Origin of the sequence: Brevundimonas sp. SL161 (assembly GCF_049896985.1) — a bacterium.
GTDB lineage: Bacteria > Pseudomonadota > Alphaproteobacteria > Caulobacterales > Caulobacteraceae > Brevundimonas.
On record NZ_JAFCVJ010000005.1, the window covers coordinates 111,899 to 132,363 of the forward strand.

19 protein-coding genes and 2 pseudogenes are annotated in these 20,465 nt (G+C 65.5%); 16 read left to right on the forward strand and 5 right to left on the reverse strand.

Going from position 1 to position 20,465, the window contains the following annotated elements; all coding sequences use genetic code 11:
* The first annotated feature begins 59 nt into the window (after positions 1 to 59).
* Together ACP7AU_RS06235 and ACP7AU_RS06240 are read left to right on the forward strand one after the other, a co-directional pair.
* Complete coding sequence (locus tag ACP7AU_RS06235) at positions 60 to 971, forward strand: zinc-ribbon domain-containing protein (protein WP_426050854.1); 912 nt, start codon at positions 60 to 62, stop codon at positions 969 to 971.
* Positions 964 to 1,497 carry a phosphoribosyltransferase gene (locus ACP7AU_RS06240; protein ID WP_426050855.1) on the forward strand — a complete coding sequence of 178 codons (534 nt, stop codon included), beginning with the start codon at positions 964 to 966 and terminating at the stop codon, positions 1,495 to 1,497. Before ACP7AU_RS06235 ends, ACP7AU_RS06240 begins: the two co-directional genes overlap by 8 nt.
* Here ACP7AU_RS06240 and recQ read toward each other — a convergent pair.
* Entirely contained in the window at positions 1,494 to 3,368 is a 1,875-nt protein-coding gene (gene recQ / locus ACP7AU_RS06245; protein WP_426050856.1) for a DNA helicase RecQ, read from the reverse strand. The two genes, ACP7AU_RS06240 and recQ, sit on opposite strands and share 4 nt — an antisense overlap.
* A 1,297-nt stretch (positions 3,369 to 4,665) precedes the next feature.
* On the opposite strand from recQ, the gene ACP7AU_RS06250 reads away from it, so the two are divergent.
* The 3 genes from ACP7AU_RS06250 to ACP7AU_RS06260 all read left to right on the forward strand — a co-directional run bounded on the left by ACP7AU_RS06250 (position 4,666) and on the right by ACP7AU_RS06260 (position 6,229).
* Positions 4,666 to 4,998 carry a hypothetical protein gene (locus tag ACP7AU_RS06250; protein ID WP_426050857.1) on the forward strand — a complete coding sequence of 111 codons (333 nt, stop codon included), beginning with the start codon at positions 4,666 to 4,668 and terminating at the stop codon, positions 4,996 to 4,998.
* Positions 4,999 to 5,181: 183 nt separating this feature from the next.
* Positions 5,182 to 5,814, forward strand: coding sequence for a hypothetical protein (locus ACP7AU_RS06255; protein ID WP_426050858.1), 633 nt, complete (start codon positions 5,182 to 5,184; stop codon positions 5,812 to 5,814).
* Positions 5,815 to 5,944: 130 nt separating this feature from the next.
* Entirely contained in the window at positions 5,945 to 6,229 is a 285-nt protein-coding gene (locus tag ACP7AU_RS06260) for a hypothetical protein (protein ID WP_426050859.1), read from the forward strand.
* 367 nt (positions 6,230 to 6,596) lie between these two features.
* Here the strand turns inward: ACP7AU_RS06260 and ACP7AU_RS06265 are convergent.
* Positions 6,597 to 7,066, reverse strand: a pseudogene (locus ACP7AU_RS06265) (transposase); the annotation flags it as partial.
* Positions 7,067 to 7,258: 192 nt separating this feature from the next.
* Here ACP7AU_RS06265 and ACP7AU_RS06270 point away from each other — a divergent pair.
* From ACP7AU_RS06270 to ACP7AU_RS06310, 9 genes are all read left to right on the forward strand, one after another.
* Positions 7,259 to 8,448, forward strand: a protein-coding gene (locus ACP7AU_RS06270) for an IS3 family transposase (protein ID WP_426050860.1) whose coding sequence is annotated in 2 segments (ribosomal slippage) — positions 7,259 to 7,508 and positions 7,508 to 8,448 — 1,191 coding nt in all. Because the reading frame shifts where the segments join, the coding sequence is not laid out codon by codon here.
* 170 nt (positions 8,449 to 8,618) lie between these two features.
* Positions 8,619 to 9,386 carry a glucose-1-phosphate cytidylyltransferase gene (gene rfbF, locus ACP7AU_RS06275; RefSeq protein ID WP_426050861.1) on the forward strand — a complete coding sequence of 256 codons (768 nt, stop codon included), beginning with the start codon at positions 8,619 to 8,621 and terminating at the stop codon, positions 9,384 to 9,386.
* Complete coding sequence (gene rfbG, locus ACP7AU_RS06280) at positions 9,383 to 10,435, forward strand: CDP-glucose 4,6-dehydratase (protein WP_426050862.1); 1,053 nt, start codon at positions 9,383 to 9,385, stop codon at positions 10,433 to 10,435. The genes rfbF and rfbG overlap by 4 nt, the downstream gene beginning before the upstream one ends.
* Complete coding sequence (gene rfbC, locus ACP7AU_RS06285) at positions 10,432 to 10,980, forward strand: dTDP-4-dehydrorhamnose 3,5-epimerase (RefSeq protein WP_426050863.1); 549 nt, start codon at positions 10,432 to 10,434, stop codon at positions 10,978 to 10,980. The genes rfbG and rfbC overlap by 4 nt, the downstream gene beginning before the upstream one ends.
* A complete protein-coding gene (locus tag ACP7AU_RS06290; protein ID WP_426050864.1) occupies positions 10,977 to 12,200 on the forward strand; it encodes a class I SAM-dependent methyltransferase in 1,224 nt (407 codons plus the stop codon). Before rfbC ends, ACP7AU_RS06290 begins: the two co-directional genes overlap by 4 nt.
* 14 nt (positions 12,201 to 12,214) lie before the next feature.
* Positions 12,215 to 13,036, forward strand: coding sequence for an NAD-dependent epimerase/dehydratase family protein (locus ACP7AU_RS06295; RefSeq protein ID WP_426050865.1), 822 nt, complete (start codon positions 12,215 to 12,217; stop codon positions 13,034 to 13,036).
* Positions 13,033 to 14,100 (forward strand): class I SAM-dependent methyltransferase, encoded by a 1,068-nt coding sequence (locus ACP7AU_RS06300; RefSeq protein ID WP_426050866.1) that lies wholly within the window; start codon positions 13,033 to 13,035, stop codon positions 14,098 to 14,100. The genes ACP7AU_RS06295 and ACP7AU_RS06300 overlap by 4 nt, the downstream gene beginning before the upstream one ends.
* A complete protein-coding gene (locus tag ACP7AU_RS06305) occupies positions 14,087 to 14,857 on the forward strand; it encodes a cephalosporin hydroxylase family protein (RefSeq protein ID WP_426050867.1) in 771 nt (256 codons plus the stop codon). Before ACP7AU_RS06300 ends, ACP7AU_RS06305 begins: the two co-directional genes overlap by 14 nt.
* A gap of 31 nt (positions 14,858 to 14,888) precedes the next feature.
* Positions 14,889 to 15,698: a hypothetical protein gene (locus tag ACP7AU_RS06310; protein ID WP_426050868.1), complete on the forward strand. Its 810-nt coding sequence runs from the start codon at positions 14,889 to 14,891 to the stop codon at positions 15,696 to 15,698.
* A 9-nt stretch (positions 15,699 to 15,707) separates the two neighbouring features.
* Here ACP7AU_RS06310 and dapD read toward each other — a convergent pair whose 3' ends face one another.
* From dapD to argB, 3 genes are read right to left on the reverse strand one after another with little or no spacing between them, the layout of a single operon-like run.
* The gene (gene dapD, locus ACP7AU_RS06315; RefSeq protein ID WP_426050869.1) at positions 15,708 to 16,580 is read right to left on the reverse strand and encodes a 2,3,4,5-tetrahydropyridine-2,6-dicarboxylate N-succinyltransferase; all 873 of its coding nucleotides are present in this window, start codon (positions 16,578 to 16,580) and stop codon (positions 15,708 to 15,710) included.
* Positions 16,577 to 17,266 carry a pyrimidine 5'-nucleotidase gene (locus tag ACP7AU_RS06320; protein WP_426050870.1) on the reverse strand — a complete coding sequence of 230 codons (690 nt, stop codon included), beginning with the start codon at positions 17,264 to 17,266 and terminating at the stop codon, positions 16,577 to 16,579. Before ACP7AU_RS06320 ends, dapD begins: the two co-directional genes overlap by 4 nt.
* A complete protein-coding gene (argB, locus tag ACP7AU_RS06325; protein WP_426050871.1) occupies positions 17,263 to 18,189 on the reverse strand; it encodes an acetylglutamate kinase in 927 nt (308 codons plus the stop codon). Before argB ends, ACP7AU_RS06320 begins: the two co-directional genes overlap by 4 nt.
* Before the next feature lie 159 nt (positions 18,190 to 18,348).
* On the opposite strand from argB, the gene ACP7AU_RS06330 reads away from it, so the two are divergent.
* Together ACP7AU_RS06330 and ACP7AU_RS06335 are read left to right on the forward strand one after the other, a co-directional pair.
* Positions 18,349 to 18,918 carry a sugar phosphate nucleotidyltransferase gene (locus ACP7AU_RS06330; RefSeq protein ID WP_426050872.1) on the forward strand — a complete coding sequence of 190 codons (570 nt, stop codon included), beginning with the start codon at positions 18,349 to 18,351 and terminating at the stop codon, positions 18,916 to 18,918.
* A 71-nt stretch (positions 18,919 to 18,989) separates the two neighbouring features.
* Positions 18,990 to 20,390, forward strand: a pseudogene (locus ACP7AU_RS06335) (AGE family epimerase/isomerase).
* Positions 20,391 to 20,465 lie beyond the last annotated feature (75 nt).

Genomic DNA, 20,465 nt, shown 5'->3' on the forward strand with positions numbered 1-20,465 from the left:
CCGGACCGCATTGCGTTCCGACAGGAGGGGGCCGGCGAGCGGCCTCGCAGTCAGCGACCATGATACTGACCTGCCCGTCCTGCGCCACCAGCTATTTTGCCCCCGACGGCGCCATTCCGCCCGGCGGCCGCAAGGTGCGCTGCCAGTCCTGCGCCCATGTCTGGCACGGCATGCCGAGCGACGAACCGCTGGAGCTGACGGAGGCCAGCGAACCGATCCTCGCTCAGGAGCCCAGGAGTTTCAAGGACGCGCCGCCGGTCTCGCCCGAGATTCCCGCGCCCGAACTGCCCAAGGCCTTCCGTGCCCGGGCCGATCAGCAGCGTCGGCTGCGCCGTGCCGCGACCCACGGCGCGGTCTGGGCCGGTCTGGCCAGCCTGTTCGTCGGCCTGATCGGCGCCGGCTGGCTGTTCCGGGTCGAGGTGGTGGAACTGTATCCCCGCGCCGCGGCCGCCTACGCCATGGTCGGGACGCCGGTGAACCCGACCGGGCTCGAGTTCGAGGCCCTGACCGCCAAGGCCGTGGCCGAACGGCCGGACATGGTGATGGTGTCCGGCGCCCTTCGGAACGTCAGGGATCGCGAGATCGTCGCGCCGCCGGTCCGGGTCGCCCTGCTCGACGCCTATGGGGCCGAGGTCGGGTACGCCCTGATCGAGCTGGACGGGGCCCCCGTCCTTCCGGGCGGGGTCGAGGGCTTCGCCGCCCTGATCCGCGACCCCGGCGCGCATGGCGTCGATGTCGGCGTCGATTTCGCCAGGGCGGGAGCCGGACCGGCCGCGCATACGGAGGCCGCGCCCGCCGCCCGCGCCCGGCCCTTGCCGACGCCCGACGACCACGGCCTGCGTCCCGCCATGATCGAGGAGGCGCCGACGATGCAGGCCGAGCCGATCGACGCGGCCCCGGTCCCGGCCGATCCGGCGCACGATGCTATCGACAGTCATGGGGCCGAGGCGGTATCCGCCTCGCATGGCTGAAGCTCCCCCGACGCCCACCGTCCTCCTTTCCGAAGCCGAGATCGGTCGGATCGTCGCCGATCTGGCCGAACAGATCGCCCCGGTCATCGACGACGAGACCGTGGCTGCGGTGCTGCTGACCGGCGGCCTGTGGTTCGCCGCCGATCTGACGCGGGCCCTGTCGCGGATCGGACGGAATGTCCGCTTCGACGCCCTGTGGCTGGCGTCCTACGGAGACGAAAAGTCGAGCCGGGGCCGGATCGACGTGCATGCGCCGTTCCAGCGGTCGTTGACGGATCGCAAGGTGCTGATCCTCGACGACGTGTTCGATACCGGCCTGTCGCTGGCCGAGGCCGTGCGGCATGCGAGGGAGGCGGGGGCCGCCGAGGTCGTAACCTGCGTCTTCGCCCGCAAGCCCTGGCCGAAGCCCCGTGCACCCGAGCCGGACTTCGTCGGCTGGGAGGCGCCGAACCGGTTCCTGGTCGGCTACGGCCTGGACCACGCCGGCGCCCTGCGCGGCCTGCCGGACATCTGCGCGCTGGATTAATCCGCGCCCGTCAGCGCGGCCAGGACGCCCTTGCCGTAGCGGTCGATCTTGGTCTGGCCGACGCCGGAGATGGCGGCGAGCGCGTCGAGCGAGCCGGGCTCGCGCTGGGCGATCTCCAGCAGGGTCTTGTCCTGGAAGATGACATAGGGCGGGACGTGCTGTTCGGCGGCGCGGTCGCGGCGCCAGGCGCGCAGGGTCTCGAAACGGGCGCGGACGTCGGCGTCGAGCGCCTCGACCGCGGCGTTGCGGTCGTTGCGGGTGCGGTTCCTCGGGCTGGCGGATCGACCGGTGTCGGAACCCGGCGGGGTGCGGCGGACCTCGACGGCGATCTCGCCGCGATAGACGGCGCGGACACGTTCGGCGTCGCCGAGGCCGACCAGCGGCTTGCCGTCGTTGGGATCCTCGAGCAGCAGGCCTTCGAACATCAGGTGGTCGACGATGTCGCGCCAGCCGCCCAACGAGATCTCCTTGCCGATGCCCCAGGTGGAGAGGTCGCTCTCCCACGGCTGGACGTCTTTCGTCTTGCCCAGCAGGTGGTCGACGATCCTTCCCTTGCCGAAGCGGCCGCCGAGGCGCTGGACGGCGGCGAGCGCCTTCTGAGCCGGGACGGTGGCGTCATAGAGGGCGGGCGGGTCGGAACACACGTCGCAGACGCCGCACGCGCCGGCGTCGGTTTCTCCGAAATAGCGCCGCACGGCCTGGGGCCGGCAGGTCGCGCCGTCCAGCATGGCGAACAGCTGGCGAGCTTTCCGCGTCTGGACCTGTTTGACCTCCTCGGCCATCGGGCGGCTGTCGAGACGTTTCAGGGTCCAGGCGATGTCGGAGGGCCCGTAGAGGGTGATGCCCTCGGCCGGTTCGCCGTCGCGTCCGGCGCGGCCGATCTCCTGCCAGTAGGCCTCGAGGCTGCCCGGCGGATCGGCGTGGATGACGAAGCGGACGTCGGCCTTGTCGACCCCCATGCCGAAGGCGATGGTCGCGACCATGACGGCGCCGTCTTCAGCCAGGAACCTTTCGAGCCGCTTGTCGCGCTCTGCGCCCGGCATTCCGGCGTGATAGGCGATGGCGTTGGTCCCGGCGGATTTCAGGGCGTCAGCGACGCGTTCGCAGCCGTCGCGGCTGCCGCAATAGACGACGCCCGACTGGCCGCGTCGGGCCTGAACCAGTTCGATGACGTGGGCGTCGGTCCTGGCGCGCGAGGCGCTCTCCTTGCGAATGGCCGAGAGCTGCAGGTTCGGGCGGGCGAAACTGTCGACGAAGACAGCGGCGTGCTCGAGGCGGAGCGAGGCCAGGATGTCGTCGCGGGTGCGGGCGTCGGCGGTGGCGGTGACGGCGATCCGGGGCACGCCGGGGAACAGCTCCGACAGACGGCCGAGGGTGCGGTAGTCGGGGCGGAAGTCGTGCCCCCACTGTGAGACGCAGTGGGCCTCGTCGATGGCGATCAGCGACAGGGGCAGGTCACGCAGCCGGTCGGTCAGGGCGCCGGAGGCCAGGCCTTCGGGCGAGACATAGAGCAGGTCCAGTTCACCGGACTGCGCCGCGCGCAGGACGGCGGTGCGCTCATTCAGGGACAGGCCGGAATCGAGGCGGGCCGCGGCCACGCCCTGCTGCTTCAACGCCTCGACCTGATCGGTCATCAGGGCGATCAGGGGAGAGATGACGAGGCCGAGGCCGGGGCGCAGGATGGCCGGGATCTGGTAGCAGACGCTCTTGCCGCCGCCGGTCGGGAGGACGGCGAGCACGTCCCGGCCGGCCATGATCTCGGTGACGACCCGGGCCTGCAGCCCCCGGAAGTCGGCGTGACCCCAGACACGCTCCAGAGCCTGCCGCGCGGCGTCGAGGCCGGGCGGGGGTGTCTGTGAGTCGGCGAGCATCGGTGGCTTGTGCCGCATAGGGGCTGGCGTGTCATCCGCCCCTGATTGGCCAGCTACAGGATGGTCCATGCGTGGTTTGCAGGCGGAGATCCCTGGATCTGCTCGTTGAGTTCCACCTCGACCTGCGCGCCACCCCTTGAATGCGGGGAGGCAGGAGGGCGGGAGCGTGGGTTTCTATGGGTGGGGGGTCAGGTGAGCATGGGGCATTCAGGCACGCAGGATGTGGACACGGGGACATCAGGACATCAGGACATCAGGACAAGAGGACATGAGGACATGAGGCCGGTCAGCCGCCCGTCGGTCTGCCTATGCGCCCTGATATGACGCACTGCTGATTGGGAGGCATCGCGCTTTGCGCCTCAGACCAGTCGCCCCACTGACGATGGGTTCGTTTTGCAAAAAAGAGGCCCGCCCTAGGCTGGCATCGGATGTTGCAACCAGTTGCAACTGTGACGGCTCCGGGTGAATGCGCGACTGCGTGACAGCGGCACGAACACCACCACGCCGTAACAGGTTGCCCACTTGGCTGCGCGGCCCTGTGTCCTCTCCGTTGCCTTGGCTCGTCGCCGAAGCTTCTCCCAGCCCCAGCCCCAGCCCCAGCCCCAGCCCCAGCCCCAGCCCCAGCCCCAGCCCCCGGCCGCAAATGATCGGCCTTGAACTCGAGAACCGAGCCCCTCGGGCTCCCCGGGGAGCCATTAACCAGGTAGCCGGGCCACCATCTCCATCTCCATCGCCGGCACTGGCGATAGCCGGCCAGCAGCCCACAGGGCGAACCTGACGTCCCGCCGCGTCCACACCCGACTTTGCGCGGGTGGCGTTAGGCCGCCGACATGTGTGGGTGCCCCGGAGGTGTTTGGGCCCAGCGCGCCGGATCGATTGTGCGTTTCGCGGCTTGGAGAGCGTCTTCGACCAAACCGAGAGATTTATTTTATTCAATTAAATCAACCTATTGACCACGACGACAGCTGGTTTAAGCATTCTCTTGCTTCGTATTGAAGCGTTCAAAAGGAGAATCAAGGATGAGAATCGGAGATCAATGTGTCTTCGTTCGATGCCGGCGAACAATCAGGCCCGGTGCACGAGTATTCGAAGGCGGCGATATCATCGTCGCGACTCAGAAAATTGGAGACGTTACATGGATTTTCCACGGCGTTGATAGTCACGGGGTCGTGGTTCCCTGGCTGCGCGACAGGCTGGACCATGAAGAGTTTGTTCGCCTGCGGCATGCGCCGATGATTTCACATCTTCCGGGGCCGCCACTACCGACCAGCGATGACCTGGGGTCGCTTGGATGAGTGTGAACCGCGATCGCCAGGCCTACGCGTTCATCTGGCGGTTGGGTCGTGTGTCTATCGGGCAGACGTTCCGCATGATCGCAGAACTGCTTAAGCGACAGGATGGTCCGAACACGGGCTTCGGAGGAGTCGAATCAAGACGACGAGCGTCAGCGAGCGAGAAAGCGCTTGAGCAGCACCCGGCCGTGCGCGAGTACCGCCGACTGCTCTGGAAGGGCTGGCACATCGACTATGAGCAGACGCCGCAGGTCTACGTTCCAGGCGCTCAGGTGGTCATGAAAAGAGGCAGGCGGTCGCGGGTGATCGCAGTCGATGGCGGCCGAGAGGGGTTGTGAAACTGGAGGGTGGCCGATTGCCCTGGTGGGGCGAATCGGCCACCCCCTCTGAGGTGTATCGAGTGTGTGTGGAGTAGCGTGATTATGTCTGAACAGCCATTGCCTGACGCGCGGCCGAGATCGCGGCCGGATAGCTCAGCGTCGCAGGGACCCGTCGCTGACACGAGAGCAGTAGCAGAGGTCTTGACGCCTGGTTCCTCAGCGGCACCCGCGCCTGAACATTGCTATCCGTTCCCGACCCGTCGGCTCGTCGGAGAAAGCGCTGAGCAAGCTCGAGCGGCGCAAGCCTACTTTATGCGCGAGATGGATCCTGACCCAGGCCTCGAGTCTATGTTGGCCATAACGCTGATCAATCAGACGCGCGAGCTCAACCAACTGGAGAAATCCAAGATCGTGGTGATCAGATTGGCGCTGAGTGACTATCTGATCGACAAGTTGAAGCCTACTATAACGAAAGCTGATCATCTCGGGGACCCGCACAAGCTCAGCAGGATCGTTAATCATTGGGCTTTCGGTCTAGACGGCGAACATAAGGAACTCAGTGCTAAGCTCGCGGCGATAGGTCTGGTCTTGGAAAACATTGTGGCTCAAGCCTACTCCATAGCCATCGACGACCTGACCAAGCTCGACACATTGATCGACCGGACAGAGCGCCGGCGTGATCGGTCGGTTCGTACCTTTGAAGCCTCGCGAGCGATCCGATCGTTGATGGACCTCCGGCATGTTCAGGTGCGACGCGCCAACCTGGCCTTGACGGCCGATGCGTCTCGCTCCGAAGAGCTGGTGACCCCGGCTAACACCGACCGCGATGTCTGAGCGGCGTGTCTGCGCCAATCAGGGAAATGCGCGTCTCAGCACGGGTCCAAAGTCGCTCCAGGGAAAACAGGCGTCCGCAGAAAACGCACTCAAACACGGATTGTCCCGGGCGCGTCAGCGGACGCCAGGAGTGGATTTGCAGGACTGCGAAGCCGCGTTTTTGGAAGTTGAGGAACACGCGCACCAAGCACTCGGTTGCCTCGGACTCCTGCTCACTGTCCATCCCGACGATCTTGAGACCCTGGATAGCCGCCGCCGGTTGGAGGAGGTCAGCGACGCCATTGCGGCGCTTGAAAAGCTCGAACGTTACCGGACACCCCGATTTCGGGCCTGGGTGAAATCTCTCGAGACAACTCAAGCTCAGCCGACCCGGTTTAGCGGCAATCACAGGGTAAACGACGCGTCGTCGGGTTGATCGCTGCGCTCACCCGCTTCTCACCGGTAATCTTCCCAAGGTTATCCAGCGCGCAGACCTTTGCGAAGGCGTGTTTCAGTCTGCAGGACAAAAACCTTGCGCTAACTGACGCGGGGGAACCGTTTCAAATACAAGGGGCTAGCGTCTTCGAGTGCGGAGGGTGGAACTTGGCCTGAGACTCCAGTATTAACCGTGACGTGGCCCCGTTTCTCATCCAGCCATAACGAGAGTCCTTTGGTGATCTGAACTGGTGTTGGTGGGGTTGGCAAGAGGCCGGTCTGCGCAGCCATCAACCAGCGCAGCAGGCCGGCCGATGTGTCCGGTGAGCGCCTTGGCGTAGGCCTCGGGCGTCAGCCATCCCAGCTTCGAGTGTGGCCACCCGGCGATAGCCGTAGCGCACGCGCGTCTCGCAGATCGCCTTTATCCGGGCTTCGAGGCCGGCTTGGTCGGGGCGACGGGATCGGTAGTGATAGCTCGACGTGTCCATCTCCAGCACCCGGCACGCCCGCCGAATCGACACGCCCCAATAACCCCGACACCCGTTCACCAGCTCGCGCTTGCGACCAGGACCCAGTGCTTTCGGCGGATCACGTCCTGAAGCATCTCCCGGTCCAGCGACAGGTCCGCCACCAACTTCCTCAGCCGCCCGTTCTCGTCCTCAAGCTGCTTCAGCCGCTTCATCTCCGTCGGCAGCAGGCCGTCGTACTTCTTCTTCCAATTGAAGTACGTCGCCTGACTGATTCCGGCCCGCCGGCAGATCTCCGCCACCGGCACGCCGTCGGCGCCCTGCTTCAAAATGAACGCCTTCTGGGCGTCCGAAAATGCTGATGCCTTCATCGTATTCCGCTCCTTCCCAGCCAGGGAAATCTCAGCAGAAAACTCTAACGTCCAGTGATCCAGTTTCCGGGGAGCAGATCAACGACGCCGCCAAGACAGTCGGTCAGGCGGAGGTCGTCCACACCATCTGACGTGACCCCCTGAAACTCCTCCAGGAATAGCTAGAGTCCGCCCCTCGAAAGGACGGACGGAATGAAGCGATCACGGTTTACGGAAGAGCAGATCATCGGGATCCTGCGGGAGCAGGAGACGGGTGTCCCGGTGGCGGATCTGTGCAGGAAGCACGGGCTCAGCTCGCCGACGTTTTACAAGTGGAAAGCCAAGTTCGGCGGCATGGATGTGTCGGAAGCCCGGCGGCTGAAGGCGCTTGAGGACGAGAATGCCAAGCTGAAGCGGTTGCTGGCGGATGCGATGCTGGACAACGTTGCGCTGAAGGATCTGCTGGAAAAAAAGTGGTGACGCCCGCCGCGCATCGGGAGGCTGTGGTGCACCTGCGATCGGTCTACGAAATGAGCGAGCGGCGGGCGTGCCGGGTTCTGGGCGTCGATCGTGCGAGCGTGCGCTACCAGGCCACGCGGCCGAACGACGGTGAGCTACGCGATCGGTTGAAGGCCCTGGCTCAGGAGCGTCGGCGGTTCGGCTATCGCCGCCTGCACGTGATGCTCCGGCGCGAGGGCCATGAGGTGAACAGGAAACGGGTCCAGCGGATCTACCGCGAGGAGAAGCTGATGGTGCGCCGGCGCGGCGGGCGCAAACGGGCCATGGGCACGCGGCGTCCGCTGGAGGTTCCCCTGGTGGCCAACCAGCGCTGGTCGCTGGACTTCGTGTCCGACCAGATGACCGACGGGCGGCGCTTCCGCATCCTGACGGTGATCGACAACTGCACGCGGGAATGCCTCGGGCTCATCGCCGACACCTCGCTGTCAGGTCGGCGGGTGGCGAGAGAGCTGGACGCCATCATGCTTCGGCGCGGACGGCCCGACACGATCATCAGCGACAACGGCACGGAGCTGACCTCGAACGCCATCCTGGCCTGGGCCGACGACGCCGGGGTGGGCTGGCATTACATCGCGCCGGGCAAGCCCCAGCAGAACGGCTTCAACGAGAGCTTCAACGGCCGTTTGCGCGACGAGCTGTTGAACGAGACGCTGTTCCGCTCCCTGCCGCACGCCTGTGTCGTGCTGGACGCCTGGCGGCGCGACTACAACGAAACCCGGCCGCACTCGAAGCTCGGATGGCTGACGCCCGAGGCCTACGCCGAGGCGCTCACCGGACACATCGGCCGGCCTGCTGCGCTGGTTGACGGCTGCGCAGACCGGCCTCTTGCCACCCCTGCCAATCACGGTTCAGATCACCAAAGGACTCTCGCTATGGCTGGATGAGAAACGGGGGTCACGTCACATCACGTCAAAGGTGGTCACCGGCAGGCACCCAAGACGCAGGAGATATTGAGCGCCCACGCTCCCAATCTTGCATTGCGCTCGGCGACCAAATTCTCCATCAAATCCCTAGGTTTGATGATGCCGAAACTGTCGTTTGGATGACGTAAAACATGAAAGCTGTGATTCTCGCGGGAGGCCTCGGTACACGCATAAGCGAAGAGTCGCATCTCAAGCCCAAGCCGATGATCGAGATCGGCGGACTGCCCATCCTATGGCACATAATGAAATCCTACGGAGCGCACGGCGTGACGGACTTCGTGATTTGCTGCGGTTACAAAGGCTATGTGATCAAGGAGTATTTCGCGAACTACTTTCTACACATGTCCGATGTCACTTTCGACATGTCAGCGAACACCATGCAAGTGCATCGACGCAAGGCTGAGCCCTGGAAGGTGACGTTGGTAGACACGGGCGAACTGACACAGACAGGGGGACGTATCCGCCGCATTCGCGACTATATTGACGGCACCTTCTGTTTGACCTATGGCGATGGGGTAAGCGATGTAAACATCACTGACCTTATTCGCTTCCATCGGTCTCAAGGCGTTGCAGCGACGGTCACGGCCATCCAACCGTCTGGCCGCTTTGGCGCAGTCGAAATGGACGGCGACCGTGTAACGAGTTTCCTGGAAAAGCCCACTGGTGACGGCCGATGGATCAGCGGCGGCTATTTCGTGTGCGAGCCTGACATCTTCGACCGGATCGATGGCGACGACACGGTCTGGGAACGGGGACCTCTTGAAACGCTGGCGGCCGATAATCAGCTGGCGGTTTGGCGCCATGGCGGCTTCTGGGCGGCGATGGACACGCTGCGCGATCGCACCTTCCTCGAAGGCCTGTGGGCTGACGACGCCGCCCCTTGGAAGACCTCGACGTGAGCGGATTCTGGGAAGGTCGGCGTGTCTTGGTCACCGGCCATACGGGCTTCAAGGGGTCATGGCTGAGCCTTTGGCTCAATGGGCTTGGGGCCAATGTCCACGGGTTCGCGCTGGAGCCCGACGCCAATCCGTCGCTGTTCGCGCAACTGGGCCTGGACCGCTCCATCAATCACGCCGCGGGCGACATCAGAGAGCTCGAGGACGTGCGGGCACGGGTCGCCGCCGTCCAGCCGGAGGTGGTGATCCATCTGGCAGCGCAGTCGCTGGTACGTCGATCCTATCGCGAGCCGGTCGAGACCTGGGACGTCAATGTCCAGGGATCGGTCCATCTGCTGCAAGCTCTGAGGGTACTCAATCATCCTTGCGCCGTCGTCATGGTCACCACCGATAAGGTTTATGAGAACCGGGAGTGGACCCACGCCTATCGCGAGAGCGATCGTCTGGGTGGCCACGACCCCTACAGCGCCTCGAAGGCCGCGACGGAACTGGCCGTGTCCAGCTTCCGGAGTTCCTTCTTCGACGGCACCCCGGTGCGGATCGCCTCGGCGAGGGCCGGCAACGTTATCGGCGGCGGCGACTGGTCGGAGGACCGGCTGGTTCCCGACCTGGCGCGGGCGTTGGCGCGGGGCGAGCCGGTCGGAGTTCGGAACGCGGGTGCGGTGCGTCCCTGGCAGCATGTGCTGGAGCCGCTGTCCGGCTATCTGACGCTTGCGCGCCGGCTGCTGGAGAACGACGATCCGGCCCTGCGCTCGGCCTTTAACTTTGGCCCCCAGCCGGCCGATACCCGGACCGTGTCCGCATTGGTCGACGGGGCGCTGTCGCATTGGCCCGGTGGTCGGCGGGTGGATGCCCACGATCCGACCGCCCCGCACGAGGCGAATCTGCTAAGCCTGACCATCGATCGATCAGCGGCCATGCTCGACTGGCGACCCCGCTGGGATTTCGACCGGGCGGTCGAAGCCACGCTGAAATGGTATTGCCAGGTTCACGACGGAGCCAGCGCGCGCGATGTGACCCTGGCCCAGATCGAGGCGTTCGGCGCGCCATGAACTTCACGCCGCTTCCGCTTCCTGGCGCGTTCCGTATCGACCTGGACAAACGAGAGGACGAGCGGGGTTTCTTCGCCCGCCTCTTCTGCGAGACAGAGTTCGCTGCCCACGGCCTGAACACGCGCTGGGTTCAGATAAACACCTCGCTGACGCGCCGCACCGGCAGTCTTCGCGGCCTGCATTTCCAGCGCCCTCCGGCCGCTGAGGTGAAGCTGGTCAAATGCCTGGCCGGCGCGATCTTCGACGTGATCGTGGACCTGCAGGTCGGCTCGTCGACGTTCGGGCAATGGGCGGGGATCGAGCTCAGCGCCGCCAATCGGTCGATGATCTATGTGCCGAAGGGCTTCGCCCACGGGTTCCAGGCCCTGACCGAGGACGTCGAGCTTCTCTATCTGCACTCCGACGCCTATAGCGGGCCGGACGAAGGCGGCGTTCGCTACGACGATCCCGCGCTCGCGATCCACTGGCCGCTGCCCGTGACCGACCTGTCGCCCCGCGACGCCGGGCATTCCAGCCTGACCGAGATCGAACCGATTTCCCTATGAACTGCCGTCACTGCCGCTCCCCGCTGGAACAGGTCTTCCTCGACCTCGGCCATGCGCCGCCGTCGAACGCCTATCTCGACGCGGCCGCCTTGCGCGCGCCCGAGACGACCTACCCGCTGCGGCTGTTCGTCTGCGGTGCCTGTTATCTTGTCCAGACCGAGGACTATACCGAGGCCGAGGCCCTATTCAGCCCCGACTACGCCTATTTCTCGTCCACCTCGCGTAGCTGGCTCGACCATGCGGCGCGGTTCAGCTGGATGATCACGGATCGCTTCTCGCTCGGCGCCGACAGTCTGGTGATCGAGGTGGCATCCAACGACGGCTATCTGCTGAAGAACTTCGTCGAGGTAGGGATCCCCTGCCTTGGCATCGAGCCCACCGACAGCACGGCGGCGGCGGCCGAGGCTCTGGGTATTCCGGTGATGCGGTCGTTTTTCGGCCAGTCGCTGGCCAGCGAGTTGGTGGACAAGGGATCCGTTGCCGACCTGATCTGCGGCAACAATGTTTATGCCCATGTGCCGGACATCAACGACTTCACGCGAGGCCTGGAAACGGCCCTGAAACCCCAGGGCGTGGTGACGCTGGAGTTCCCGCATCTCATGCGACTGGTCGAGTTCGCCCAGTTCGACACCGTCTACCACGAGCACTTTTCCTACCTGTCCCTGGTTACGGCCCAGCGCATCTTCGAACGGGCGGGCCTGCGGATCTTCGACGTCGAGGAGGTGCCGACCCACGGCGGCAGTCTGCGCGTCTATGGATGCCGGACGGACGCGACCCATCCGACCGCTCCAGCCGTTGAAGCGGTGCTTGCCGAGGAAAGGGCCCGTGGCATGGAGACCTTGGCCTACTACGCCGACTTCCAGGCCCGCGCCGACGCGATCAAGGATGGGCTGCTGACCTTCCTGCTGGAACAGAAAAAGGCCGGCTGCTCGGTGGCCGCCTACGGCGCGGCGGCCAAGGGCAATACCTTGCTGAACTATGCGGGCGTGCGACCCGACCTGCTGCCCTTCGTCTGCGACGCCGCGGCCGCCAAGCAGAACCGGTTCATGCCGGGCAGCCACATCCCCATCCTGGCGCCGGATGCGCTCGTGACCGCCCGGCCCGACTATCTGGTCATCCTGCCGTGGAACATCGCCGACGAGGTGCGCGCGCAGCTGGCGGGTCTAGCCGAGCAGGGCACAAGGTTCGTCACGGCGGTGCCGGAGCTCCGGGTGTCGTGACACGACGGGTGCTTTTGACTGGCGCGACCGGCTTCGTCGGCCGGCAGATTCTGCGCTCGCTCGAGGACGCAGGCGTTCCCGTCCGGCTTGTCGTGCGCAACCTTCGGACGCCGTCGCCCGATGTCGTTACGACGCCGGACCTGTTCGCCGAAGACGCGGCTTGGTGGGCAGAAACCATGGAGGGCGTCGATACGGTCGTTCACGCCGCGTGGTACGCCGAGCCGGGAATGTATCTGCATTCGCCGCTCAATCTGCACTGTCTCTCGGGGACCTTGGCGATGGCCCAGGGCGCGATCGCCGCTGGCGTTCGCCGATTCGTCGGCGTTGGCACATGTTTCGAATACGATCTCTCAGCGGGCGACCTCGATCTGAACACTCCGCTGCGACCCATCACCCCCTATGCTGGGGCGAAGGCTGCTGCCTTTTTGGCCCTGTCACAGATCCTGCCGGCCAGCGGGGTCGAGTTCGCCTGGTGCCGCCTGTTCTACCTCTATGGCGAGGGCGAGGACCCCCGTCGCTTCGTGCCCTATCTGAACGACCGCCTCTCGCGCGGCGAAGCCGCCGAACTGACGTCCGGAGTTCAGGTGCGCGATTTCCTCGACGTGGCCGTGGCGGGCCGCGTCATCGCCTCCGTCGCGGGCGGCGATATCCAGGGGCCGGTTAATGTGTGTTCCGGTCGCCCGGTGACGCTGCGCCGGATGGCGGAGGCTATCGCGGACCGCCATGGTCGCCGCGACCTCTTGCGGTTTGGCACACGTCCGGATAACGCCGTCGATCCTGTCCGCGTAGTAGGCGCGCCGACCTTTCCCGTCCCTGAAAGCCCGGAGCCGTGGTGAACGATACGTCCGATACGCGGCTGCTGTACCAGCAGGACAGCCTGCCGATCTTCCAGAACCGCATGTATCCTTCCGAGGCCGAGGCCAGGGATTGCCCCAAGGGCGACGTGAGGCTGGTCGAAGATCTGGAAACCGGGTTGGTCGTCAACGGCGCCTTCCGCCCCGAACTCATGGTCTACGATGCCCACTATCAGAACGAGCAGGGCGTCAGCCTGCCGTTCCGCGAGCATCTCGACCGCGCGTCTGGCCTTGTCCAGACCACCTTGGGCCGGCTCGATCTGGTCGAGGTGGGTTGCGGCAAGGGCTTCTTCTTGGAGATGCTCCTGGCTGACGGGGTCGACGTCACGGGCTTCGATCCGACTTACGAAGGCGACAATCCGCGGGTCAGACTGGAGTATTTCTCACCTGGCCTGGAGGTCTCGGCCAAGGGCCTGATCCTGCGCCATGTGCTGGAGCATGTCGTCGATCCGGTCGACTTCCTGATGAACCTGCGCGACGCGAACGGCGGCCAGGGACTGATCTATATCGAGGTCCCTTGCTTCGACTGGATCTGCGAAAACCGTGCTTGGTTCGACATCTACTACGAGCATGTGAACTACTTCAGGCTCTCGGACTTCTCACGCATGTTCGGCCGCGTGATCCACGCCGAGCGGGTCTTTCTGGGCCAGTATCTGGCCGTCGTCGCCGATCTGGCCAGCCTGCGTCATCCGCAGATCGACCCCGCCGACCGGGCCGCCTTCCCCGATGACTTCACCGCGACCATTCCCGCCTCGGCACCGCCGGGGGGGCTGGTCGTTTGGGGCGGCGCGTCCAAGGGTGTGATCTTCTCCCTGTTGTGCCAGCGCGCCGGCCTGGACGTCGCCGCCGTCATCGATATCAACACCGCCAAACAGGGTCAGTATCTGGCCGCCTCGGGCCTTAGGGTCAGCACGCCCGACGAGGTGATGGCGACGCTGCCACCCGGCTCCCCCATCCATGTCATGAATCCGAACTATCTGTCCGAGATCCGGGACATGTCGAACAACGCTTTCACCTATATCGAAGTCAGCCATGAACACCTTTGAATCCGAAGTCTCCGGCCGCATTGCCAAGGTCCGCGACGAGACCGACATGTGCGCGAGCGCGGCGCGGTTCGTTCAGACGTCGATCCTGCCCCAGTACTCCTATAACTTCAGCTGGCAGGGCCGGCCGATAATCCAGTACCCGCAGGACATGGCCGCCATGCAGGAGTTGGTGTGGTCTGTGCGCCCGGATCTGATCATCGAAACCGGCATCGCCCACGGCGGCTCGCTGATCTTCAGCGCGTCCCTGCTGGCGCTTCTGGACCTGACCGATGCTATCGAGACGGGGAAGCCCATCGACCCGCGCCAGTCGGGCCGCAAGGTTCTGGGCGTCGACATCGACATCCGCCCGCACAATCTCGCGGCGATCGAGGCTCACCCCATGGCCAGCCGCATCCAGATGATCGAGGGATCAAGCGTCGCCGACGATGTAGTCGCTCAGGTCAGATCCGTCGCCGCCGGGTACGAGCGCGTCATGGTTCTGCTGGACAGCAACCACACGCACCAGCACGTCCGCGACGAGCTGGAAGTCTACGCCCCACTGACCAGCGTCGGCAGCTATTGCGTCGTGTTCGACACCGTCATCGAGGACCTTCCGGCCGAGATGTTCCCAGACCGTCCCTGGGGGCCCGGAAACAGTCCCAAGACGGCCGTCTGGGACTATCTGAAGACCCATCCGGAGTTCGAGATCGACAGGTCGATCGACGACAAGTTGCTGATCTCCGTGGCTCCCGAAGGGTATCTGAAGCGCAAGCGCTGAACCCCCGCGCCTGATCGGAACCGGCCCGCCCATGACGGTCTTCATCGTTTGCCACAACGCGCTTCCGGCCTACCAGTTGCCTGAAGGGTCCCGGATCATGTGGATAAATCCGGTCATGCCGGATAACCCGGGTGGTCTGGACATCATCGCCGGCTACGACTTCTTCGAGAATCCGGAGATTCTGCACGACAAATTGTCGGGGTGCCTCGGCTCGCTCGCCGTCCACAGGTACCTGAGTGCACAGACGAGCTTCGAACGTTCGGTCACTATCTGGCAGTATCGCAAGTTCGTGTCTCTGGAGCCATTCGGTCGCGCGAGCCCGAACTATCCCGGCATGCACCTGGTGACCTCCGCCGAGATGGAACCGGCGCAACTCGCCCACCCGGAACGGCTTGGCTATGACTACATCTTTGTGAAGCCGCTTGCGATCAACGGCATCGCCCATCAGTATATTCGATCGCACAATGCGATCGACTTCCTCCGCTACACCCTCCTTATGCTGCAAACCGGCGTGCTCGGTCAGAAGCAGACGATGCATTACATGAACCAGCAACATCTGATCCCGGGGGGAATGGAGCTGGGCACCTATCCGACCGCCTGGTGGCTGGAGGCCTATGAAAAGCTTTCGCGACCGACGCTGGCCTTCGCGGACCAGTTTTCTGCGTTCCAGCCCGACGACGCTTACCAGCGGCGCGCGATCGCCTTCTGTCAGGAACGGCTCGGCAGCTACCTTCTGCTCAGCCGGGCGCTGGAGCTGAAGGCCAGCGGAACGACGGAGCGCAACGTCTTCGGCATCATGCACACTGTGACCCAGGACCAGGTCTACCGCGGCGGCCGGTGACCGGGCGGCTCAGTCCCGCAGCAACTCGTTCACCGCCGTCTTGGCACGGGTCTGGGCGTCGACCCGCTTGACGATCACGGCGCAGTACAGCGACGGGCCGCCCTTGGGATCGGGCAGGGCACCGGGGACGACGACCGAATAGGCCGGGACTTCGCCGCGGATGATCTCGCCGGTGGCGCGGTCGACGATCCGGGTCGTGGCCGAGATGTAGACGCCCATCGATAGCACCGCGCCCTGGCGCACGATGACGCCCTCGACGACCTCCGAGCGGGCACCGATGAAGCAGTCGTCCTCGATGATGGTCGGGTTGGCCTGGAGGGGCTCCAGCACGCCCCCGATGCCGACGCCGCCGGACAGGTGCACGTTCTTGCCGATCTGGGCGCAGGACCCGACCGTGGCCCAGCCGTCGACCATGGAGCCCTCGTCGACATAGGCCCCGATGTTCACGAAGCTGGGCATCAGCACGACGTTTCGGCCGATGAAGCTGCCCTTCCTGACGATCGAGCCGGGCACGGCGCGGAAGCCCGCCTCCTTGAAGTCATTGCCGGTCCAGTCGCCGAACTTGTTGGGCACCTTGTCGTACCAGGGACCAACGCCGGGCGCGCCGCCGCCCGAGGTGGAGGCAGACAGGTTTCGGTCGCCTGCGCGCATGATCTCGTTGTCGTTCAGGCGGAAGGATAGGAGTGCCGCCTTCTTCAACCATTGGTGCGTGATCCAGACGCCGTTCTCGCCTCTCGACGCGACGCGGGCCTGCCCGGAGTCCAGCAGCTGGAGCGCGGTCTCCACGGCCTTGCGGGTTTCGCCGCCGGTCGAAGGGTTCAACTCGGCCCGCGCCTCCCAGGCGGCTTCGATGACGGCTTCCAGTTCGGCGCGGTCGGTCATGCGGCGTCCTTCAGGGAAAAGGGTGTGAGGAAGTCGAGCAGGTCGGGGGCCCGGGCGTCGATCCAGTCGCCGAGTTCATGGCTATGGCCGTCGCCGAGGCTGTCGCCGATCAGCACGGTTGCCATGCCGAGGGCCTTGGCGGGAACGAGATTGCGCGGCGTGTCCTCGAAGAAGACGGCGCGCGAGGCGTCGATGGTGAACCGCTCGATGAAGTGGCGATAGGTCGAGGGGGCCGGTTTGGGCGTCAGGTCCATGTCCTCGATGGCGAAGACGCCGTCGAAGCGGTCGGTGATGCCGATGCGGGCCAGGACCCGGGCGGCATGGAAGCGCGCGCCGTTTGTCAGGACATATTTCTTGCCCGGCAGGCGCGCGAGCACGACGTCCAGTCGCGGATTGGGCTCCAGCGTGTCCAGCGGCACGTCGTGCACCTCGCGCAGGAATTTCTCCGGATCGATGGCGTAGTTGGCCATCAAGCCGGCCAGGGTCGTGCCGTGCTCGTTCAGAAACTGTTTCTGGAGGATGCGGGCCTCATCCGAGGGCAGCCCGACGGCATCGACCATGAAGGCGTTGATCCGTCCCTGGACCAGGTTCATCACCCCCTGCTCGCGCGGGTACAGGGTGTCGTCCAGATCGAAGACCCAGGCGTCGATGTGGCTAAGATCAAGTTGGGAAGGGAGGGGGCTCACGCCTTCACCAGGGTGCCCGCGCCGTATTCGGTGAACAGTTCGACCAGCATCGCGTGCGGTCGGCGGCCATCGAGAATGACCACGGCCTCTACCCCCGCCTTCACGGCGGCCATGGCGGTCTGGAGCTTGGGGATCATGCCGCCGGATGCCGTGCCGTCGTCGATCAACCCTTGCGCCTCTGCCACCGTCATCTGCCGGATGATATCGCCGTCCTTGTTCAGCACGCCCTTGACGTCGGTCAGCAGCAGCATCCGTTTGGCGTTCAGCGATCCGGCCACAGCACCCGCCACCGTGTCGGCGTTGACGTTGTAGGTCTGGCCATCCTCTGCGACCCCGATGGGCGCGATGACGGGCACCCAGTCGTCGGTTTCGGACGCGATCAGACCGGCGATCAGCTTGGGATCCACCCGGGTCGGCTCACCGACGAAGCCCAGGTCGACCTCGTGCTCGATCAGACTGTCGGGGTCGCGTTTCGTGCGCGTGGTCTTCTCGACGGTCAGCAGGCCGGCGTCCTTGCCCGACAGGCCCACGCCGCGCACGTCGGCCTCGCGCCCGGCCACGGTGATCCAGTGGGCGATCTCCTTGTTGACCGCGCCCGACAGGACCATCTCGGCCACCGCCATGGTGTCGCGATCGGTGACGCGCAGTCCGTCGACGAAGGCCGACTTGACGCCGGCCTTGTCCAGCATGGCGCTGATCTGGGGTCCGCCGCCGTGGACCACGACCGGATTGACCCCCATGAGCTTCAGCAACACGACATCGGCGGCGAACTGCTTGGCCACGGCGACCTCGCCCATGGCATGGCCACCGTATTTGATGACCACGGTCTCGCGATCATAGACCTGGATATAGGGCAGGGCCTCGGCCAGCGTCTTCGCCGTGGCCCAGCCCCGTTCTTCGGATTGCCGTTCGCTTTCGTCCATGCAGCGGGTCACTAGCCGTAGAGGGGTCATCTGTCACCCTGCGACCGCGGCCAGCCGACAAGCGGAGCGTTGCCGGTTTCGGTCGCGCGACGAAGGCGCTAGTAAAGGCGCGATGGTCCTCTATCCGGTTATCCTGTGTGGCGGTGGCGGAACGCGGCTGTGGCCCGCGTCGCGCACCGCCAGTGGATCCTCGACCAGTTGGCCGAATTGGAGATCGAGGCGCAGATCCTGCTGGAGCCTGAAGCCCGCGACTCGGCCCCCGCCATGGCCGCCGCCGCCGCCTGGATCCAACGAGACAATCCTGACGGCGTCGCCGCCTTCGTGGCGTCGGATCATCACATTCCCGACCACGACGCCTTCCGCGCCGCCGTGCGAGAGGCCGCCCAGGCGGCCTCGCGGGGACGGATCGTGACCCTGGGGGTCAGGCCGGACGCGCCCTCGGCGGCCTATGGCTATATCCGGCCGGCCGGCCCGGGCCTCTCGGCAGTCGCGGCCTTCGTCGGGAAACCCGACCGCGCCACCGCTGCTGACTACATCGCCGCCGGCTATCTGTGGAACAGCGGCAACTTCATGGTGTCTGCGGCCGTGCTGCTGGAACAACTGACGGTCCATGCGCCCGGCGTGGCAGCCTCTTCCCAGGCTCCGTGCCGGCCCAGGAGGCGGGACAGGTGCAGGTCCTCGGACCGGAGTTCCGCCCGGCTCCGAAAATCTCGATCGACTATGCGGTGATGGAAAAGACCCGCCTGGCCAGCGTGCTGGCGGTCGAGTTCACCTGGTCCGACATGGGCGCGTGGGACGCTATGGCAGCCTCGGGCGAGGGCGACGTCGGGGCCCATATCTTCGAGGATCCCGACGGCTGCCTTGTGCGGGCGCCGGACGGGGTTCTGGTCGCCGCTCTGGGGGTGCGAAACCTCGCCATCGTCGTCGAACGCGACGCCGTTCTGGTCACCGACCTCGCCCGGGCTCAGGATGTCAAGCGCGTGATCGAACGCATCAAGCTGGGGTCGCCCGGTCATCTGGATTTCAACGCCCTCGCGCCGGAGAGCCTCGAGGGGGGAGCCGGGCGGCTGGCCGACTGGTTGGGTCTACGGGCCCTGCCCCTGTGGGCCACAGTCGGTCTGCAGGACGGCTCCGGCTTCGCCGAGACACTCGGTCTCGACGGCCGGCCCCTCGTGGGTGCCAGCCGGTCCCTGGTGCAGGCGCGCCAGGTCTATGTTTATGCCCAGGCAGGGCGGCTGGGCTGGACCGGGCCGTGGCGACGGGCGGTCGATGCGGGTCTGGACGCCCTGGCTTCGCGCTTCCAGCGACCCGACGGCGATCTCAGGGCGTCGCTCGCGGCGGACGGAACCGTGCTGGACGACACGACCCGCCTCTACGACCGGGCCTTCGTGCTGCTCGCGCTGGCGACCGCCCGCGCGTCGGGGCACGTCCGCGACGATCCTGCGGCCCGGGCGCGCGCCCTGCGCGACCGAACTCAGGCGGGCGCCCTGCCGAACGGCGGCTTTCGTGAAACTGGCCCCCACCCGTATCAGGCCAACGCCCAAATGCGTCTGCTGGAAGCCGCCATGGCCTAGGAGGACCAGAACGACGACCCGGCGTGGGCCGCTCTGTCCGCCGCGATCGTGGACCTGGCAATCACCCGTTTCATCGACGCCGAAAGCGGCATGCTGCGCGAGTTCTTCGACGCCGACTGGCACCCGGCACCGGGCGAGGACGGTCGGCCGGTCGAGCCGGGCTATCAGTTCGCGTGGGCATGGCTTCTGACGCGTTAAGCTCTGTCGCGCGGAGGGGCCGACGTGGTCGAGGTCGCTCGCCGGCTTTATGCGGCGGGAGACCGGGGCGTGATCGAACGCAACGGCGTCACCCGGGACGCGCTGAACGACGACGGCTCGCTCCGCAGCGCCCGCGCCCGGCTCTGGCCGCAGACCGAAAGGTTGAAGGCAGCGCTGGTCCTGGCCGATCAGGCCCTTGACGGCGAGCGGGCCGCACTGGTCGAGGACGCCGAAAGCACGCTTCGGGCGCTGTGGCTTTATCTGACGCCGGATGGATTGTGGCGCGACAAACGGCTGCCCGATGGGGCATTCGTGGATGAGGCGGTACCGGTCAGCTCCTTCTACCACATCATGGCTGCCTTCGATCAGCTGGCGACCGTCTCGGTGACCCAGCGGATCGACGGTCTTTCGAGGAAAGACCTCGCCTGATGCAGACCGACGTACAAACCTCTCGACAAGTTGAACCCCTCGTCAGGGATCGTATGGGGTTTCTTGCGTCAAATA

Bases quoted from the DNA above. Each gene is read 5' to 3' on its own strand.
- ACP7AU_RS06235 (WP_426050854.1), top strand. From the start codon at position 60: ATGATACTGACCTGCCCGTCCTGCGCCACCAGCTATTTTGCCCCCGAC.
- ACP7AU_RS06240 (WP_426050855.1), top strand. From the start codon at position 964: ATGGCTGAAGCTCCCCCGACGCCCACCGTCCTCCTTTCCGAAGCCGAG.
- recQ (WP_426050856.1), bottom strand. From the start codon at position 3,368: ATGCTCGCCGACTCACAGACACCCCCGCCCGGCCTCGACGCCGCGCGG.
- rfbF (WP_426050861.1), top strand. From the start codon at position 8,619: ATGAAAGCTGTGATTCTCGCGGGAGGCCTCGGTACACGCATAAGCGAA.
- rfbC (WP_426050863.1), top strand. From the start codon at position 10,432: ATGAACTTCACGCCGCTTCCGCTTCCTGGCGCGTTCCGTATCGACCTG.
- ACP7AU_RS06290 (WP_426050864.1), top strand. From the start codon at position 10,977: ATGAACTGCCGTCACTGCCGCTCCCCGCTGGAACAGGTCTTCCTCGAC.
- ACP7AU_RS06305 (WP_426050867.1), top strand. From the start codon at position 14,087: ATGAACACCTTTGAATCCGAAGTCTCCGGCCGCATTGCCAAGGTCCGC.
- ACP7AU_RS06310 (WP_426050868.1), top strand. From the start codon at position 14,889: ATGACGGTCTTCATCGTTTGCCACAACGCGCTTCCGGCCTACCAGTTG.
- dapD (WP_426050869.1), bottom strand. From the start codon at position 16,580: ATGACCGACCGCGCCGAACTGGAAGCCGTCATCGAAGCCGCCTGGGAG.
- argB (WP_426050871.1), bottom strand. From the start codon at position 18,189: ATGGACGAAAGCGAACGGCAATCCGAAGAACGGGGCTGGGCCACGGCG.